Below are 16,944 nucleotides of genomic sequence, written 5' to 3'. Positions count from 1 at the left end.
GTAAAATTTCAATTTTGTCTAAGCCTCTAAGATTTTTGGTTCTGATTTTGCAAGCTGAGAAACGTTACGATTCCATCTAATTCAAGGTAAACCAATGTAGCGTCTGTTTTCTTTTGTGTATCTTTCAGAAAATGCTAATTTTAACTTTTTGTTTTCAATTTTTACATAGTAATTTGTGAAAAATTGAAAGCGGATGAACAGCAAAATACCTAGAATTATCATCAAAATTGCAATTACAAAATAATAAACATATGATTCTTGCCGTAAAAATTCCATAGAAGCCCGAACAATTCCGTAATATAAAATGTATAGCGCCCCTGTTGAACCTGGTTTGAGTCATGAAAAAAGGTTTAATACTCATACAATTACCAAGTAACCAAATAGCGAAGTTAGTGATTCATAGAAAAATAATGGAACACGAAGTTGGCCATTTGGCGCATGTTTATCAGCAATAAACATATTTTTTCGAATAAAATCGCCTAATCAATTTACGGTTTTACCTTCAGGATCAAGGAATCCATAGACTTCGTGATTTGTAAAGTTTCCTCACCTTCCTAAAAATTGGCCAATTAAAACCGCCGGCAAGATAAAAGAAAAGCCTTTTCGTCAATCAAAACTAGCCCGTTTTCGATAAGCATAAATTAAATTTGCAATAGTTGGAAAAATAACACCTCATTGAATTGAAAGTCCACCTTGGCGAATATTTCATCACTGTTGTAATGATGTAAGATCACCAACCACTAAACGCTCAAGAATATATCCAAAACGTGCTCCAACAATAGAAATAGGAATTGTGATAAAAATCAACGCGGCTAAATGATCAAATTTATAACCTTCGCGTTTTCAGAAAAAATAAATTGTGATAATTGAGGCAACCATACCCAGAACGACTGTGAGCGCATAAATTGGAATTCAATCCTGAATTAACCAAAAAGCCTCACCTTCTTTAAAAGGGCGTTCATTTATTAGGTCAGCGGGAATTTTTGTAAGGTCATTCATTGTTATTCCTATTTTATTTTGTCTTATAAATTATACCACTTTTTTTATTTTTAAAAAATAAATAAAAAATACACAATTAAATGTGCATTTCTTGAATATGTAAATAAAAATTAATTTTTAAGTTTTTTAAGAAAATTATGAAAGGTTTTGAAGATGTTTTTCTAATTGTTCAAAATTAATTTGATCGTGAACATCAGAATTAGGTTCAACAACTAAAACTTTTCCTTCAGAGTCAACAATAATATAACCACGATTTAATAAAAATACATCATCAATTAAAAATCCAGTAGCTAATCCAAAACTACGCAAACGATAGTCAGAATATATCTCCATATTTTCGGATAAATTTGCATTTTTTCACTGAGCAATCGCAGAAGGAAGATCAAGTGAAACTGAAATAAATCTAAATTGTGAATATTTTCTTGATAAATCACGGATGGATGTTGTTTGTTCATCACAAATTTTGGTGTTAATTGACGGAAAAATTGAAATTAGCGTTGTTTTTCCAAAATTTTTAAAGTCAACAACATCAAAATTTATATCACTAACGGTAAATTCTAGTTTTTCTCCTGGTTGTATTAATGATGAAACTAAATTATATGCTTTGTTCTTGAATTTTGTTTGCATCTTATCACCTTTCGTATTTTAAAAATAATTTTTTGGCGGGGGTTAAAGGATTCGAACCTTCACTGATGGGTTTGGAGTCCATGGTACTGCCATTATACTAAACCCCCTTTTTCCACAAACTAATTAAATTATACCCTAAAAAGTTATAAATAAAAATTAAATGCTAAATAAAAAATGTTTATATTTACAGGAAAATTAATATCCTAACCTACTAAATTTTTTAGCTAAATTAATAGAAAAATTCAGACAATTACTTTTTTATATATGGCTTTGATTCTATCGGTTTTATAAATTTTTTCTTCTAATTTATATGATGGTAAAATTTTTTATTGTTTTTTAACTTGTACTTAATATTATAAGATACAATAATATTAAATTATAAAAATAATGGATATTAATTAAATTAACATGATCCAAAAATTCTACATGCGCTATTTGGAATTGTTTAATAGAAAATTTCTTCATATTATTGTCTTGCCTTTTATTCTTTATCTAACAATAGTAATTATATTTATAATTTCATTTAGTAAAATTGAATTTATAAATACCAACGGTGGATTATTTCTCGTAAGACTATCTTCCTATTTGATTTTTATTTCGCTAACAATTATTATCTTCAGAAATTTTTTTAGCTTGTTTTCTTTATATAAAAAACAACGAATTAACACGGAGCATCAAGACTATATAGTTGAAGTTGGTTTGTGATTATTTGCAAATTCTCGTTGATATTTTAAGAAAACTAATAAAATTAACAATGCTTCTTACTTGCAGGGGAAGGAAATAAACCCCGAATTGAAGCAATTTTTATCTAAAATTATTTATAAAATAAGTAAATTTGAGTTATGATTTGCAACTTTTTGCTTTAGTTTTTCAATTTTAACATTTATTTTACACGAAATTTTCTTAACTCTTGTTTTTGGTAATAACAATTTTGCTATAGATTTTATCCGAGATACAGGTGCGCTTATAAAAGTTGATAAAAATTATATTAATTTATTGACAATCATTTTAGTTATTATTTTTTCTATTACTATTTTGTTGTTTTTTTCTTTTTACTTTTTTATTTTTTACAACAATAGAAATTTATCGAAAATTTATAGATTGATTTCAAATTCCTTTGACAACCCTATTGAATTAATCACAAAAACTTTTAATAAGTCTTTGTTTGGGTTTTATGTAAAAATAAATAAAAAATAATTATTCAAATTGCTAATGGGTCTGTTATTTGTTTTGTTTTGTGACAAATATTTGTTTATTTTCCAAAAATATCCGTTTAAAAGATTTGAAAAATTAATTTAGGTTGTGTGGGAACGTGAGCCTTTACATAGCGAATAATCCGAATTCCTAAATTATTATATAGTCAATAAAAGAATGTTATACTCTCATTAATAGAATTAACTATTAATGAGATGCTTTGCGAAATAAATGCTTCAACACTTATTAGGTCAAAAGTTTTTAATTAGATAAAGACTAAAAGCACAACTATTTTATATAAAGTGTTAAGCAAAAACTCTTGATTGTTATTAGAATAGATTAAAATTTGGTTTTTATTTAAATTTTCGTTAATTTTATATTTTAACGATACAGCCTTTAAAACTTTTATAAAGGGGAATGACTTATTAATTTCTATAATTTCGGTGTCTCAATTTGGTGAAATTTTTGAATTAAAAATTATGTTCTGTTTATTTATCATTTTGAAATTATCAAAGAAAAAATTTACGTTTTCCAAGCAGATTTCATTTGAAGATAATACATTTTTAGACCTGTTTAGCGAGTTAATTTTACTTATGATATTATATTTGTTCTTCAAAAAATAGTCATTTATAACCATCAAATTATTAAATAAGTTTCTTGAATTCTTATTTAAATGGAAAAGTGATTTAATTTTTTTTGACAAAAACTTATTACCTTCAATAGAATTTATCAATTCAAATTTATATGCGTTTTTAGGAAATCAAATTAATTCTATATTGTCTCTTAGAAAAAAATCAAAAATAAAATTATTAATAATAATGCTTAGTAAATTTTTCCTAATAAATGCTCTTGTTTTATGAAATAGCAACTTATTTTTCAAAATAATTTTTAGATCTTGTAAAGTTATAATGATTTTTTGGAAATTTAGTTTGTCTGATCCTAAAAAATGATTGGATAAAACTGCTGAAATTTGAAATATTTTAACCAAAATAGCATATTCAGGTTTTACAAAATAAAGATTTTTTTTAATTTTTTTGTAAATATTAGGTTTTAAAAACTTTGCCAAAATTATCTCGATAGTTAAATCTAAATTTTTAAATTCAAGTTTTTTAAAAAAAGGTGTGCTTAATTTTACATCTAAATTTTTGTTTTTATTGAGTTCAATCATTAGTTTTTGATTTAGAAACCTTAAACTTTTAATCTTTTTAGAAAAAATTATTAAATCTAAATCATTAGGCTTTCTTTCTAATATCCCATAAGAATTCAGGGCAAAACTTCCTTGCACAACCTTTATTAAATTCTCGTCTTTATTTTGCGCTATATCAACATTATCTAAATTAATTATCATTTTTATGCCTCCCAAAAACTCAAGTAAATGTTTAGTTTTTTTACTTGAATTTGTCCTAAAAAAAGAAAAAAAAACTTAAAATTATTATTGTATAATTTTAAACATAATTATAACAACGCGGAGGCAATAAAAATGAAAAATCTAGAACTAATCAATCTTTTGAGTTTGGGTAATGTTGTTGTTGCACAACCTTATGAAAATACTGATGTCAAACTCAAAAATTTAATCTCTAAATTTGAATCTAATATTTTAGACAAAATTCAAGACGAACACACAAAAAACTTGTTAATAACAGAGTTTGGGAATTTACTAGATTCACTTGACTCGTTTACTTATAAACAATTTAACTATATTTTTAGAGGCAGAGTTTTTAATAATCAAGATCAAAAAAATAAAACTTTCCAAAAACTTAGATCTACAAGCGAAATTTATAAAAAATTTCAAGAATTGAAAAAAACTAATTCTCGTAGAAGAGCGAGAAGAAGTTTGTTTAGTGAATACCAAAGGCTTACCGTCGAAGATTGAATTGATCGAATTCAACGGGCTATTGATTTAAATAATGCTTGATCTATTGAAAAGAACAATAATGCCGTTGCCTGAGGGGTTGGGGCGGCAGGAACTTTTGCGGGGACTGGCTTTGCTGTTGGTGCTGCGCTATTAACAGGCCCTATTGGTTGATTAGTAGGCGGGATAGCTTTAGCAGTTGGTGTAGTTGGTACAGCTAGCGCCGGAACGCAATTAGGTTATTCAGTCAACTCAGATTCGAAATCTTATAACTATTGAGAAGTTGCTCAAAAAATGACAAAGGAGCTTGATAGTTTAAAACTTATTTTTCGATTAATTAAAACTTCAAACAATACGGCTTTAGAAAATGAACTTAAAGAAGAAATTAGAAAAATTATAGATAATATAAATAATTTAAATAATAAAAATAAATTATTAGGATCAGGAAATATAATAAATTTTCAAGATTTTGATATTGAGGAAGTACTTGCTTGAGGGTATTAATTTTTCATGAAAGCAATAACTCTTCTTTTTAAATATCTTTTTTTAAACTGGGTAGTTAAATTGTTTTTCTTTTTAATTGTTTTTTTAGAAACATTTTTTTTAACATTCACTGCCGGTTACAACGATTTCCTTATTAATTATCCAAAGTTAAGTTCTAAAATTATTATTTGGGGTGTAATTTCAGCATTACTTATTTTATTTTTATATTATTTAATAAAATATGTTTGATTTATAAAGAAATATAAAAAAGAAGCGTTAAATTTAACTAACAGTCAATTTGAAGAAAAATATGAAAAATTATCGTTAGAACCTCGTTGATGAATTATTATTCGTGATATGTGGAATTATCCTGATGAGATTGAATTCAAGAAGGAGAAAAAAATCTTTTTATTTCACGTTCATTATAGAATCTTTATTTTGCAAATAATTTATATATTTATTTCATTTATTTCCTTGGCGATATTAACAATAATTATTGCAGTTCTTCCTATTAAAACTGCTTATTTCTCTATTCACTTTGCGATATTTGGGTTAGGTTTCATCATCATTGTTATAAGTCACTTTTTTTTACATAAAATATCAGTTCTAGTTATTAAAAACACAATTGAAGCAGTTTATAATAAATACAAAAATTCAATTGCAAGGTTTTTTATGCCGAAAGTAAATATCAAACCGTAGTTTTTAATGTTTAGTCGTTTGCTTGAAACGGGAGTGTTCATAATTTGATGAGATAATCTTAAAAAGTGTCCGTCTTGGGCACTTTTTAACTTTTTTGACAAAAGTTAATTACCTTTTTTATTAGTGATTTAATAAGAAATCAAAGTAAAAATCATACCTATTTCAAATATTTGGTCAATAGGAACGCCATCAAACTGGCAAACTCAGGAAAAATAACTATTCAAGCAAAAATACTGAATTTTAAATCTAACACTCACTAAAGAAAAATCTACTTATTAATCAAATAAAGTAAACTAAAAAAGCTAAAATTTTAACTTGAAAAGCAAAATTATGAAATTTTTAAACAACCTTTTTTAGTTAAAGCGACGGCCAAAAATCAATTTATGGGTAAAATAACAAAAATCATAAAAAAATACAACTACTATTTAAACTCAATGCAAATAGAAAACTCGTTTTTAATTAAACTGAGCCTAAAAAAATATATGAAGTTTTGAAAGAGCAATAACTAAGAGCCTTAAATTTAAAGATTTCTAAACGGGTAAATTTAAGGCATTCCATCATATTTAAAAATATAATGGATAATCCGCACTATCTGATTTTAGTATGGCAAAAAACATAACTAATTCCTCCTTAATTCATATCAAAATTTATTAATTATTCTTAGTGAGTGTAATTATAACAGAAATTTTTTTTACTCCAAACATTTTTTTTTTTTTTTTTTGCAAAAGGTTAATTTCAAAATAATAAAAGTTAAGACTTTAGGTCAAAAAATACTGATTTGACGGTATTTTCGCCTTTTTATTTTCACTAAAAAGTGAATTTTGCCATTAAACTGTCAAACTCAAGCATTTGTTTAACTTCAACAAAAGGGGTTATAAATTTTTGCAAAAGGAGCTTAATAAATCAGTATTAAAAAATTATTTGTATATTTTAGCCTAAAGTTAATTTAAAACAAAAACCGCGAGGTTAATCGCGGTTTTTTTACAAAAATATTCTAAAATTTAGAGACCAATTTTATTGTTTTTTGGTTGGTAATGATTGACCAACTAGCATTGGGAGTTGATTAATGTTTTGTAAAGGAACTTTAAATTGGAATTCTTTTTTATCTGACTCGTGAAGAATAACAACGATAATATCGGTATTTTTTATTCCTGATTGAGTTAAATAATCAAGATCAACGCTAGCAACTTTATCTCCAACACTAATATCTTGTCCAGCTTCAACAAAAACCTCAATACCTTGACCATGAAGTTCGACAGTATCTATTCCGATGTGAATTAAAACTTGGGTTTTATTGTCTTTAGAAGCAAATCCAATTGCGTGTTTGGTATTAAAGACCATTTTAATTTGACCATTAATTGGTGAAAAAATGTCTTTTTTACCGGTGTTTCCAACACGAATTGCAAAACCTTTTCCTAATTTTTCTTCAGAAAATACGCCGTCTTTTACTTGAGCTAATTCGATTAATTCACCTGTTGCTGGAGAATAAATTTCTTCTGGCAAGTGGCAAGTTTTGTTTTCACATTTAGTCATTTCAACTTTTTCTGGCATAGGTTTAGTTGGTTTGTTTTTCAAAATTGCGTCAATTTCGTCTTGAGACATAGCTTTAATTAAATCACGTTGAGAATTAATTTTTGCATTCATTTGCTCAGCGATTGGACCTAAAATTGCCTGAACATGGTGTTGTCCTTCAACTTTTATAGCAACAACGCCGGCAGCTTTTAATTTTTGTTCGTCAACAAGTGATAAATCTTTAATGTCATAACGAAGACGTGATGCACAGTTATTAAAATTGGTAATATTATCAATTCCACCATATCCTTCAACGATCGCAAGAACTTGTGGGTCGACTGTTGAGGCAGATTTTGAACTATCTTTACGTGCTAAATAATCAGATTTTGTAAATAATTTGGTGTTTGTTCCTCTTCCAGGAGTTTCAAGGTTTTTCCATTTGATAACAAAAAGGAAAACAAAGTAGTAAATTGGCACATAAGCAAGTCCTACTACTAAAACTCACCAGAAATTAGTACCTTTTTGGACAGGAACGGCTCCATAAATTAAAAGGTCAAGAACTCCACCTGAGAAGGCCATTGGAATGTGAACTCCAGCTAAATTCGCAAACATGAAGGAAAGAGCCATCATAAATGCGTGGAATCCTCAGAAAAGTAGTGGAGATAAGAATAGGAATGTAAATTCAATCGGTTCTGTAACACCAGTTACAAATGAAGTTGCTGCTGCTGGAACAACAGTTCCTGCAGTAACTTTTCGATTTTCTTTTGGTGCTGCCATAATCATGGCTGCTGCAGCTGCAGGAAGACCGAACATCATTCCTGAGAATTTACCGTCAGCAAATCTACCAACTTTGAATCCATGGTTTTCTAAAAAGGTAAATAATGGGATTGAAAATTCTTTCCCATCAACGGTGTAATCAATTGTGTTAGGTGCTCCTAATAAAGTAAGTGAAGCTGTTGAGTCACCAACATATTTATCTCCATTTTCACGGATGGCAATTAAAATATTTTTAAGTGAATCACCAGGAATTGTTTGTGCTTTAGCAATTACCTCGAAACCAGCGTTATCACCCGCCTTTGCAACAACTTCAATTCCTTGACCAAGAGCTCATTCAGTGATAGTTGCACCTGCGTCTCCTCCGGCTGATGAAAATCAAAGTGGCGCGTAGAAAACGTGGTGTAGACCAAAAGGAATTAATGATCTTTCGATGTAACCAAAAATAAATGACTCAAATCCATAAGGAACTTTTGCAAGTGAGGCACCAAAGAGGTTAAGTACAATTCCTATTCATGGTCAGAAAATTAGGAAAACAAAAGCTAAAAGCGCCATTACTGGAATTGTGATTAATGCAACAAATCTTTTACCACCAAAAAATGAAATCATTTGTGGTAATTGAATTGTATGAAAGCGATTATATAGATATTGAACGACAAGTCCAACAGCTATTCCGCCAAAAACTGATGTTTGAAGCGCCCTAATTCCGAGAGCAGCACCAACAAGGTTTTTTAATCCAGCTGGATCACGTCCTGCACCAGAGAATAAAATAGTAACCCCATTTTCAACATCAGTAATAAAGACTGATTGAATACTTGAGAAAACAAGATATCCAATTACTGTTGCAAAAACAGCCACACCGGCGTCATCAGTAAAGGCAATAACAAAGGCAATTGCAAATAAAAGCGGCAAACCGCCAAAAATAGGGTCACCTAGGGCTTGGATAAAGTCCCCAAATTGTTTAAGTGACGCGGATGAGGCATTACTTGCAATCGCAGCACCAACTCCTAAGAATAGACCAGCAATGGACATAACTGAGATTGGTAGCATAAAAGCGCCAGATATTTTGGACAAAATTTTACGCAATTTCCCAGCACCAGAGTTGTTGGTGCTCTTTCTTGTTTTTTCACTGAAAACTGATTTAAGTGAAATGGACATTTTTCTCCTTTCTTTTTTTATATAAAATAATTAATTTGATAAATTGGTAACGCAAAAAATCAAATTAATTACCATAATTTTACATTATTTTATAGGTTTTGCTAGAAAATAATTGAAAAATATATTTTTTTTCAATTTTGGGTAAGATTTGACAAAACCTGGCAAAAAAATAAAATAAGCCGACGTTTTGTCGGCTTATTTTATGCACGGTTTTTGGTTATTTTTTATTCAAGAATTAATTTTTCGGCAATAATTAATTCTTTGATCGCTTTTGCGGCAGTAATTTCGTCTTCACCTGAAACTTCAATGGTAAAATCTGATCCCATTTTAATTCCAAGAGCCATTATATTCATAATTGATTTGGCATTACCTGATTTTTCACCAGATATGATTTTAATTTGTGATTTGAATGTTGTTGCTAATTTTGCAACTTTTGAGGCAGGGCGGGCATGAAAACCAAGTTTGTCTATTACTGTTCCTGAAATTATTTCCATTTTGTTCCTTTTTAAGAAATTAAATCTTTTTTAAATTATACATTATTTTAAAAAATAATGTATAAAATGTTAATAAAAAAAGCGCATTTGCGCTTTTTCTGAGAATTTGGACAACCTGATATGGAGCAAGTGAAGGGAATCGAACCCTCACAGTCAGCTTGGAAGGCTGAAGTTCTACCATTAAACTACACTTGCGCTTGCAAAAAACAATTTTACCACAAAATTTTGAATTAGTAGAAAAAATATTTTTTTTTTTTTTTTATAGGTTATGACAAGCACGACAGCGCGCCTCGTATTCGGCGCTATCACCAATTAGGTTTTGTTTTTCTGATTTAACCAGGCGAGCCGTTGTGGTTGCAGCGCGTTTGCAAATTGTGCAAACTGCTTGTAATTTGGTAACATTTTCGGCAATTGCCATTAAATTTGGCAAAACACCAAAAGGTTTGCGACGAAAATCCTGGTCAAGACCGCTGACAATCACCCTAATTCCTTTGTTTGCAATTTTGTCCAAAAAAGGGATAATATCCTCGCTAAAAAATTGAATTTCATCAATTGCAATTGCCCCATATTTTTCTTTTGCAAATAGATCTTTTATTTCTTGAGTGGTTTTAGCACTAAAAGTTGGGATTCTCAGACCTGAGCGCGAAACAATTTCGCAGTCAGAAAAACGGTTGTCAATTAAAGGTTTTATTACTAAAATCTTAATATTTGCATAAGTCAGAATTTTTATTCTTTTAATTAGTTCATCAGATTTGCCTGAAAACATCGGGCCGGTAATAACTTCAATAATACCTTCGAAAAATTTTTTGTACATAATAAAACCTTGAAATATTTTTTCGTGAATGCTGTTTTTATTTTTTAATAAGGATTTAGAATTATACTATAAATTTTTAAGTTTTATTTTAAAGATTTATCATAAGGTATTCCGAGTGCTTTTGGCGCTAAGTCTTTTCTGGAAGTAAGACCTAAAATTAAAATTGTAACTAAATAAGGTGCTGCTTCAATAATTGCTAAAAAGTCGCCAAAATTTCCGGCTAGGCTAATTGAAATTGTGTATAAAAATGAGAAAATTAAGCCGTAAATTACAATTAAAATTATTTTCCAACGGCCCATAATTAAAATTGTTAGCGATAAAAACCCTAGTCCCTGAACATCGCCGGTAAAAGAAGACCCCAGGTACTGGAAATAAAAAGCACCCGCAATTCCGGCAATTAAACCTGAAAGAAAAACTCCAAGTCATTTCATTCTATTGACATTAATTCCGGCTGCAGCAACAGCGTGCGGATTTTCACCAACAGCTGAAAATCTAAGTCCAAATTTTGTTTTGGAAAAAACAAACCAAGTTACAAAAATTAATGCTGTTACAATTAGTAATTTTAGTGAAAAAATGTTTAAAAATGTTCGATGTGGACCAAAGGCAAGTTCATTTACTGGTGACTCAAAGCGACTACTATTTCCATAAATTTTAAGCAGTGCAAATGCAATTGCTGGCGCCAAAATGTTGAGTGCTACTCCTGAGATAATATGATTTCCTTTCAGTTTTATCGTTAAAAATCCATGCAGTAGCGAAAATAATCCTGAAAAAAGCGCTGCAAGTGGGATTAAAATTAATTGCATCGCCATGTTTGAAACATCAAAAAGAATTGAAAAAAGACCATAAACTGTCGCCCCAATAATCATAACTCCGTTGATTGCAATGTTTACAACCCCAGCTTTTTCACTATAGAGCCCAGCTATCGATCCGGTTGTTATTATTGAGAAAAAAACAAAGAAAAGCGCTAAAATTGGAATAACTGTTTCTAAAGTCATTATTTTTCCTCCGTTTTTAAAGGTTTTTTAGTTTTTTGGTTTGCTTTAAAATTTTCAATGATTTCAGATTTTAGACTACGAAATTGAAGGTGATGTTCAATAATTTGTTGTCAAAAAGCATTAAAATTATTTTTAGCATCAAAGTAACCTAACTCATTTAGTTCGATATTTAATTTACGCCTTTTTTGGTTAATTTGCTCAAAAAAGGCTAATTTTTCCTCAACATTTTTCGATTTAAGTGCTGAATCTAGTCCAGATTTGTTTTTTAATTCTTTCTTTTTTTGCTTTCAAATTGCAGTATTGTCATGATTCTTAATTTTTAAGTACGCTCTTTTTAATAAGAAAAGTTTAATATTTATTTTTTGAATTTTTCGGTAAATTCAAAAAATATTGACTTTTTGGTCTAAAAATAAAGTTAAAAGTTCTGCTTTAATATTTTCAAATTTAGTAATTTCTGTTTGCAAATTACTAAATTTTTCCTTTTTTTCAGGTTTTATGAACAATAAACTTAAATTACTGTAGCCAGGGGTTGCTGGCTTTATGTTTATATTTTTTGCATTTTTGGCACTGAAAAATCGGCCTGTTCTAGATAAGTATCAGACATTTATCGCTCATTTTAGAGGTTTAAAATGAATGAAAATAACGGATATAGCAGATAAATACACTATAATTCCAATAATAATTTGTGTTGTTTGTTGATTTAAAGCAATTGAATGAGCCTCAAGTGCATTTGTTCCAATTAGAAGAACTGAGTAAAAAAATGATATTGGGATTATTCCAAAAGGTGAATTAAAGGCTAAAAGTGCTAATAAAATAGCGTCAAAACCTTCTCGCGGCATTCCGGCCTGAATTGTAAAGGATCGTCTGTAAAAAACATACCAGGCAAAACCGGCAATCCCGCCGACAATTCCTGAAAAAGTCATAACTGCTATAGTAGTTTTTTTGTTGTTAATTCCGGCATAATTTGCAGCATCTTTGTTTTGACCAGTAATTTTTATTGAAAGGCCAATTGAAGTTTTTTGCAAAACAAATCAGATTAAAAATGCAAATAATAATGATAAAAATAGCATTATTATTGAAAAATTACGGGTTAAAAATATTGATGTTAAAAATGCCGTCTCGTTTATAGTTTGTGAAGTTAGTGTTGTAGTTTTAAATCCAATGTCAAGACTTGTTGATGTAAGGAAAAATTTACCAATATAAAAAATTATTCAATTTAATAAAATTGTTGAAATAACTTCATTTATTCTAAGATAAGATTTAAGAATACCAACTAGTGCACCCAGAATTCCACTTGTTAAAATACCTAAAAGTGCGGCTATTAATAACCGAGCATAAATATTAATTGATGTCAAATTTAAAACAATCATCAAGGAAACTATCCCTGAAATCATCATTTGCGCCGGAAGACCGATATTAAATAACCCCGATTTAAAAGGAATTGCAATTGCAATACTAGCAAAAATGAAAATTGACGTAATTAATAGTAAATTTCTAACTTCATTTCAGGCAAAAGCGATCTTAAAAACAATAGTATAATAAACTTTTAGCGGATTGTACCCAAATGATCAGATAAAAATAAAAGAGACTAAAATTCCAAAGAAAATTGCCCAAAAAGTAGACAAAATCTTTTCAGATATGCTTTTAGAGGTGTTTTTTTCTAATTTTTTAAAGAAAAAATTAGAAAAAATAGAAAAATTAATTTTTTTCTTAATCATGATTTAAACCTGCCATTAGTCTACCTATTTTATAACGGTCAATTTCATTTGCAAAATATTTTTTAGAAATTTGGCCTTTATTAATAACGCAAATTGTGTCTGCTAGGGCCAAAACTTCATCAAGCTCGTATGAAATGAGTAAAATTGTTTTATTTTTGCTTTTTTCTTCAAGAATTTTTTGATGAACTAAATTTATCGCCCCGATATCAAGTCCACGAGTTGGCTGAACTATTAAAAGTACTTCGTGATCAGTTAAAATTTCGCGGCCTAAAACAAATTTTTGCTGATTTCCTCCAGATAAAAGTCGGGAATTTTTTTGGCCAGTTTTGTCACCTCTTACATCAAAAAGTTCAACAATTTTATCGTATAATTCTTGAACTTTTTGAGTTTTTATATATTTTTTTGAAACATATTTTTCATTTCGCATGTTTCTTATTATTGAATTATCTAAATTTGGCAAATCTAAAACTATTCCGTATTTATGGCGATCGCTAGGAACATAAGAGATCAAACCAAAACGAGAGGAAGCACTTGAATTTTCTAAGTTTATAGGTTCGTTGTTTTGGTTATAAACCAAAATTTTGCCTGTTGAATGAATTAGACCTGAAATTGCAAGTTCGACCTCAAGTTGACCGTTGCCTTCAATACCTGCAATTGCAAAAATTTCACCTTTGTGAATTTCAAAGTTTAAATTTTCGATTTTTTTATCAAAAGAAGCACTAAGATTTTCAACTTTTAATCCAACTTGAGTGAAATCTTTTTTGAGTAAATTTTTTGAGCTAACAACTTTTTTACCAACCATTGCCGCAGTCATCTCGGAAATACTGATGTTTTCGAGATTTTCAAAATTAGCAACGACTTCGCCATGACGCAAAACGGTCGCAGAATTTGCAACCTGTTTAACTTCAGATAATTTGTGTGATATAAAAATTATTGTTTTACCGGTTTTAATAAAAAATCTTAAAATATCTAAAAAGGAATCAATTTCTTGTGGCGATAGAATTGCTGTTGGTTCGTCAAAAATTAAGATATCTGAGTCTCGATATAAAATTTTTATAATTTCAATTTTCTGTTTTACAACAACAGAAGCATCGCCAGTTTTTTGGTCTAAATCAAATTCAATATTGTAAATTTGCTGTATTTTTTTAATTTTTTCACGGGCAGATTGTCGATTTAGAACACCGCGATGGGTAAATTCCTGTCCTAAAATAATGTTTTCAAAATTAGTATAAGCATCAACTAGTTTAAAATGTTGATGAACCATTCCTATTCCCAAGTCACTTGCACGGTTAGGATTGTCAATAAACGATTGCTTTCCGTTTACTTTTATTTGTCCCTCGTCTGGTGTATAAATTCCAAAAAGAGTGGACATAAGTGTTGATTTTCCGGCACCATTTTCCCCAATTAGTGCGTGGATTGTGTTTTTTTTAACTTTAAAGCTAATGTTTTTATTAGCAAAAAAGTTGCCAAATTTTTTTGAAACGCCAATAAACTCAATTACATTTTCTTCTCTGTCCATTTAATTAAATTTTAGCAAAAAAAATTAAAAAATCCAGACAAAATAGCCTGGATTTTTTTCTTGACCTGAAAAAGTGCTGAAATTACTTATTAATTTCAGAAACAAGCGCATTAATTCGAGCTTGTTGATCTTTATCCATTTCTGGAATCTCTAATGTTTTACGAACATCAGTTGAGTTTGCTGTTTTTTCGTCAAAATGTTTTTTTGCATCTTCGATTGCTTTATTGGCTAAAGTTTTATCCGAATCTGGTAGGGTTGGATTGGCAATGTCGACAAATTTATCCTTATATCCAAGTTTTACAAATGCATTTTTTTGAGATTGAACAAATCCGCCTAAATATTTTGAATTTGTTTTTTTAGTGTATAGATCGGCAAGAACTGAAAAAAGTGAATATCCTAAATTTTTCAAAATTGATGTGAAAAATCTTCTTGTTGATCTTGTATAAACAAGTGACTGATCAGTATCAACCCCTATTAAAAAACGGTCATGATCTCCTGCAGCAATATCTGCAAAAACACCTGTTAGTGGACCGGCCACTGCTAGCAATGTTGAAGGAGAACCATTTGCCGCTAAACCTTCAAGTGTTTGTTTACTTGTTACATCGACGGTAAAATTTGTATCTAATTTGATTGTATTAGCGGTAATTTTAGTTTTTTTGGTAGGATTTGCGGCATTATATGCTTTAATTCCGGCCAAATATCCAGCAATAAAGTCAGTAACAGCGGCAAAAGCACCACCACCTACGGTTATTGCAGAACGTCTGGCTGCATCATTTGGATATTTAGCGGCTAAAAACGCTGCATTTGCATAACCTGCAATATATGCTGCTTCTTCAGATTTATAATTTAAACGGATGTATTGACCTTGCGGAATTACATCATCCAAACCAGGCAAGTCAATTCCAATAACAATTATTTTTTTACTGGTAAATGATTGTTTATTTTCTGGAATAGCAAGTCAAGATTGTAAAGCTTCATTATGTTGAAATCCAGAAAGAACTCAAATGTTTTTATTTGTGTTAATTAAGGAATTATATTTTTGTGATAAACTATCAGTACTGCTATCAATGGAGGTGATTTCTCCGCCTGTTATTGCAGCCATTTGTTGAATCGCCTCTCAACTTGACTGATTAAAAGACTTGTCAGTAACAGTTCCATCAGCTGTTACAATTGCCATATTCATTGCAAAATGTTTGGAAGGATCTGCTTTTGCTGCACTTATTTCAGCTTTACGGGATGAAACTAATTCAGAAATCTTGGAAACATCGCTAATGCTTTGTGTTTGGCCTGAACCTGGGTTTGTTGGTGTTTCAGGAGTTTTTTTAGTTCCCTCATCATTTGAGTGACCATTACCGCAACTAGCAATAACTCCAATTACAGAAATTGGCATAACTAAACCTAGTTTTAAAAACTTGTTTCACTTAGTTTTCATATTCTCCTCTTGGGTTTTAATAATGTTTTTTGTTGTTTTTTTATTATATCATAAAAAAACACATTTTTTTGCTTTGCTAACAAAAAAATGTGTTTGGGTTATTTTTGATATTTTTCTGGGAATTTTTCTTGCATTGTTTTAAGAAAATCTTCTTTTGAATAATGGTGAAAATCTTCATAAAGTTTAGTACAAGTTTCAAATTCTTTAATTGCCTCATCAAGAGAGATAAATTTTGAGACTTTTGTAATTCCGGGGCGTTTTCAATTTTTATAATTGCTAAAAAAATAATGAATTGAATCTAATCACTCCTGAGGTAGACCGTTCATTGAATTAATATGATCTAAACGATAGTCATCATGATGAACTGCAATTAATTTTGTGTCAATTTCGCCGTCATCTATCATTTCAAGGGCGCCTAAAATTCTAGCATTTAGTTGTGATCCAGGTAAAAATTTTTGGCTAGAATAAACTAAAACATCTAATGGATCGCCGTCTCAATCTAGTGTCTCAGGAATACTCCCATAGTTAGCTGGATAAACAAAATCACCACGAAGAATTCTATCAACAACTAATTTTTTAGTTTTGGGGTCAATTTCATATTTGATGTTTGACCCTTTTTCAATCTCAATATCAACTAAAATTACTTTTTTTTGCATAAAATCCTTAAAAAATAT

At 29.6% G+C, this 16,944-nt stretch carries 14 protein-coding genes and 2 tRNA genes; 3 read left to right on the top strand and 13 right to left on the bottom strand.

Annotated elements, in window-relative coordinates:
• Positions 1-18 precede the first annotated feature (18 nt).
• The 3 genes from R7X45_RS00285 to R7X45_RS00275 all read right to left on the bottom strand — a co-directional run bounded on the left by R7X45_RS00285 (position 19) and on the right by R7X45_RS00275 (position 1,733).
• Entirely contained in the window at positions 19-999 is a 981-nt protein-coding gene (locus tag R7X45_RS00285) for a prolipoprotein diacylglyceryl transferase (RefSeq protein ID WP_318055502.1), read from the bottom strand.
• 135 nt (positions 1,000-1,134) lie between these two features.
• Positions 1,135-1,626: a peroxiredoxin gene (locus R7X45_RS00280; RefSeq protein WP_010321223.1), complete on the bottom strand. Its 492-nt coding sequence runs from the start codon at positions 1,624-1,626 to the stop codon at positions 1,135-1,137.
• Positions 1,627-1,659: 33 nt separating this feature from the next.
• Positions 1,660-1,733: transfer RNA gene (locus R7X45_RS00275), tRNA-Trp, on the bottom strand.
• A 319-nt stretch (positions 1,734-2,052) separates the two neighbouring features.
• Here R7X45_RS00275 and R7X45_RS00270 point away from each other — a divergent pair.
• Positions 2,053-2,823 (top strand): hypothetical protein, encoded by a 771-nt coding sequence (locus R7X45_RS00270; RefSeq protein WP_318055501.1) that lies wholly within the window; start codon positions 2,053-2,055, stop codon positions 2,821-2,823.
• A 262-nt stretch (positions 2,824-3,085) separates the two neighbouring features.
• Here R7X45_RS00270 and R7X45_RS00265 read toward each other — a convergent pair whose 3' ends face one another.
• Positions 3,086-4,168 (bottom strand): hypothetical protein, encoded by a 1,083-nt coding sequence (locus tag R7X45_RS00265; protein ID WP_318055500.1) that lies wholly within the window; start codon positions 4,166-4,168, stop codon positions 3,086-3,088.
• Between the two features lie 132 nt (positions 4,169-4,300).
• Between R7X45_RS00265 and R7X45_RS00260 the strand changes: the two genes are divergently transcribed.
• Complete coding sequence (locus R7X45_RS00260; protein ID WP_318055499.1) at positions 4,301-5,176, top strand: hypothetical protein; 876 nt, start codon at positions 4,301-4,303, stop codon at positions 5,174-5,176.
• Between the two features lie 6 nt (positions 5,177-5,182).
• Positions 5,183-5,854, top strand: coding sequence for a hypothetical protein (locus R7X45_RS00255; protein WP_318055498.1), 672 nt, complete (start codon positions 5,183-5,185; stop codon positions 5,852-5,854).
• Positions 5,855-6,868: 1,014 nt separating this feature from the next.
• Here the strand turns inward: R7X45_RS00255 and R7X45_RS00250 are convergent.
• From R7X45_RS00250 to R7X45_RS00210, 9 genes are all read right to left on the bottom strand, one after another.
• Positions 6,869-9,298: a glucose PTS transporter subunit IIA gene (locus R7X45_RS00250; RefSeq protein ID WP_318055497.1), complete on the bottom strand. Its 2,430-nt coding sequence runs from the start codon at positions 9,296-9,298 to the stop codon at positions 6,869-6,871.
• Positions 9,299-9,522: 224 nt separating this feature from the next.
• The gene (locus R7X45_RS00245; RefSeq protein ID WP_129643450.1) at positions 9,523-9,792 is read right to left on the bottom strand and encodes an HPr family phosphocarrier protein; all 270 of its coding nucleotides are present in this window, start codon (positions 9,790-9,792) and stop codon (positions 9,523-9,525) included.
• Between the two features lie 121 nt (positions 9,793-9,913).
• Positions 9,914-9,987: transfer RNA gene (locus tag R7X45_RS00240), tRNA-Gly, on the bottom strand.
• Between the two features lie 64 nt (positions 9,988-10,051).
• Entirely contained in the window at positions 10,052-10,606 is a 555-nt protein-coding gene (locus R7X45_RS00235) for a thymidine kinase (RefSeq protein ID WP_044284307.1), read from the bottom strand.
• Positions 10,607-10,689: 83 nt separating this feature from the next.
• Positions 10,690-11,601: an ABC transporter permease gene (locus R7X45_RS00230; protein ID WP_303438031.1), complete on the bottom strand. Its 912-nt coding sequence runs from the start codon at positions 11,599-11,601 to the stop codon at positions 10,690-10,692.
• Positions 11,601-13,319, bottom strand: a complete 1,719-nt coding sequence (locus R7X45_RS00225; protein WP_318055496.1) for an ABC transporter permease — start codon at positions 13,317-13,319, stop codon at positions 11,601-11,603. Before R7X45_RS00225 ends, R7X45_RS00230 begins: the two co-directional genes overlap by 1 nt.
• Entirely contained in the window at positions 13,312-14,838 is a 1,527-nt protein-coding gene (locus tag R7X45_RS00220) for an ABC transporter ATP-binding protein (RefSeq protein ID WP_318050448.1), read from the bottom strand. The genes R7X45_RS00225 and R7X45_RS00220 overlap by 8 nt, the downstream gene beginning before the upstream one ends.
• A gap of 82 nt (positions 14,839-14,920) precedes the next feature.
• A complete protein-coding gene (locus R7X45_RS00215; protein ID WP_318050449.1) occupies positions 14,921-16,270 on the bottom strand; it encodes a BMP family ABC transporter substrate-binding protein in 1,350 nt (449 codons plus the stop codon).
• Between the two features lie 98 nt (positions 16,271-16,368).
• Positions 16,369-16,926 (bottom strand): inorganic diphosphatase, encoded by a 558-nt coding sequence (locus tag R7X45_RS00210; RefSeq protein ID WP_318050450.1) that lies wholly within the window; start codon positions 16,924-16,926, stop codon positions 16,369-16,371.
• Positions 16,927-16,944 lie beyond the last annotated feature (18 nt).

Source organism: Mesomycoplasma ovipneumoniae (assembly GCF_033343935.1).
Lineage (GTDB): Bacteria > Bacillota_I > Bacilli_A > Mycoplasmatales > Metamycoplasmataceae > Mesomycoplasma > Mesomycoplasma ovipneumoniae_G.
This window is presented reverse-complemented; position numbering and strand designations above follow the sequence as displayed.